A 2,327-nucleotide genomic window follows, 5' to 3' on the forward strand; every position below is an offset into this window, starting at 1 on the left:
GAATATCGGGGCAAGCCTTGCGGCTTGCCCCTTTGGTGATGATTGCCACCGCGGAGCTCCAATGACCGAAATACCTGTTGCGGCGACCCCGTCGCTATGGCGCCGAGCGACGGCGGCCTATGCGAAATTGCTCGAAATCCTGCTCGCGGCCTGTGTCGGCATTCTCGTCATCCCGGTGACGCTGCAGATCATATCGCGCTACACCTCCCTCATTCCCTCCTACATCTGGACGGAGGAGATGGCGCGCTTCCTGTTCGTCTGGACCATCATGATCGGCGCCATGGTCGGAATCCGGGAGTCGCAGCATTTCGAGGTCGACGTCTGGCCCGATCTGTCGCGTCGGTCGGAGGCTCTGGTGCGAATCCTCGCCCGTCTCGGCGTGCTGGCGCTTGCATTTGTGTTTGTGTGGGCCGGTCTCGAATTCACACGGTTTGCCTGGAACAGGACGTCGGAGCTGGCTGATCTGCCGCTCTGGCTGATCCACGTCGCCTGGYCGGTGGCCGGCGTGACGTGGATCGTGTTTGCGGGCGAGCAGATACTTGATGAAATACGGATTCTGGTTGGGGCGAAGCAATGACGGGGAATGTTCTTTCTGCCGGACAGGCCGCGGCGGTTCTGTTCGGGGTTTTCATCGGCCTGCTCGTCATTCGCGTGCCGGTCGCCTTCGCGCTTGGCCTTGCCTGCGTGCCGATCCTGCTGATCGAGCCGCATCTGTCGCTGATGACGCTCGCGCAGGAAACCTTCAACGCCTACAATTCGTTTATCCTGCTGGCGGTGCCGTTCTTCCTGTTGACCGCTAATCTGATGAGTATCGGCGGCATCACCGACCGGCTGGTCGCGCTGTCGCGATCGATGGTCGGACACTGGCCGGGATCGCTGGCGCAGATCAACGTCGTGCTCTCGGTGTTCTTCGCGGGCATCTCCGGCTCCTCGACTGCCGATGCGGCGAGCCAGTCGAAGATCTTCATCGATGCCCAGACCAAGGAAGGCTACGATCTCTCGTTCTCCATCGCGATCACGGCTGTATCGGCGGTGCTGGCAGTCATCATCCCGCCCTCGATCCTGATGATCGTGTGGGGCGGGCTGATCTCGACCTCGATTGCCGCTATGTACCTGGCCGGCATCGTGCCGGGTCTCCTGATCGCCGGCGCCCAGATGGCGACCGTGCATGTCTACGCGGTGCGCCGGGGCTATCCGACCTATCCGAAGGATAGCTGGCGGGACATGCGCTGCGCGATCTGGCGGTCGATACCGGCGCTGATGACGCCGTTCATCATCGTCGGCGGCATCCTGCTCGGATGGTTCACCGCGACCGAATCCGCCTGCGTTGCGGTGCTCTATTCCGTGGCGTTGTCGGCGTTCTTCTATCGCGAGACCGGTTGGCGCGAACTGTACAGGGCCCTGCWTGATACGGGACGCCTTGCCGGCGTTGCTTTGTTCTGCGTCGGCACCGCGAGCGCGTTCGGCTGGTTGCTGGCCTACTACAAGATTCCGCAGGAGCTTTTGGCCAACGTCTCGACCTGGGGCATGGGACCGATTGCAGCCGGCTTCTTCATTGCATTCTGCTTCCTGGTCGTCGGCTGCTTTCTCGACGCCATTCCGGCGATCGTGATCGTGGGCACCGTGCTGGAGCCGTTGGCCAAGTCCGTCGATCTGCACCCCGTCCAGTTCGCGATCATCTCGATCGTGTCGCTGGCGTTCGGGCTGGTGACGCCGCCTTACGGATTGTGCCTGATGATCGCCTGCGCGGTTGCGGGCGTGCGGCTGCGCTATGCGCTAAAGGACACCGCGATCATGCTGGTGCCGATGCTGGTCGTGCTGGCGGCCCTCATCGTGTGGCCGGAGGTGTCGCTGTTCCTGCCGCGCCTGATCGTGCCGGAGATGCTGAAGTGAACGATCCCGCGGCCCCGGAGCCGCGGGATCATTTCGTTTGTCTTACAGATTGCTCTCGGTGATCGCGGCGTACACCATGCTGCGCAGCTCGCGCCGGAGCGGGTAGGCGCTCGAGGGCAGCACCTGCGTCATGAAGATGGTGATCAGCTCCTCGGCCGGGTCGATCCAGAACGAGGTCGTGGCCGCGCCGCCCCAATTGTATTCGCCGGGGCTGCCGGCGATCAGCGTCTCGGCCGGGCGCATCGTCACGGCAAAGCCGAGGCCGAATCCGATGCCGTTATAGGTGGCTTCCGAGAACAGCGAGCGCGATACCTCGGGGAGGAAGCGGCCGCCCGGAATATGGTTGGTCGTCATCAGAGCTAGCGTCTTCGGTCCGATCAGCCTGACGCCGCCGAGCTCGCCGCCATTGAGCAGCGCCCGGCAGAAGGTGAGAT

The 2,327-nt window shown here is 63.1% G+C and carries 2 protein-coding genes and 1 pseudogene; 2 read left to right on the top strand and 1 reads right to left on the bottom strand.

What is annotated here, in order from left to right:
• The first annotated feature begins 61 nt into the window (after positions 1-61).
• Both AC1D00_RS36980 and AC1D00_RS36985 read left to right on the top strand, forming a co-directional pair.
• Positions 62-577, top strand: a complete 516-nt coding sequence (locus AC1D00_RS36980) for a TRAP transporter small permease (RefSeq protein WP_477014066.1) — start codon at positions 62-64, stop codon at positions 575-577.
• A complete protein-coding gene (locus AC1D00_RS36985; RefSeq protein WP_477014067.1) occupies positions 574-1,893 on the top strand; it encodes a TRAP transporter large permease in 1,320 nt (439 codons plus the stop codon). Before AC1D00_RS36980 ends, AC1D00_RS36985 begins: the two co-directional genes overlap by 4 nt.
• Before the next feature lie 42 nt (positions 1,894-1,935).
• Here the strand turns inward: AC1D00_RS36985 and AC1D00_RS36990 are convergent.
• A pseudogene (locus tag AC1D00_RS36990) lies at positions 1,936-2,327 on the bottom strand (serine hydrolase); the annotation flags it as partial.

It is taken from the genome of Bradyrhizobium sp. P2_E8, from assembly GCF_056403875.1.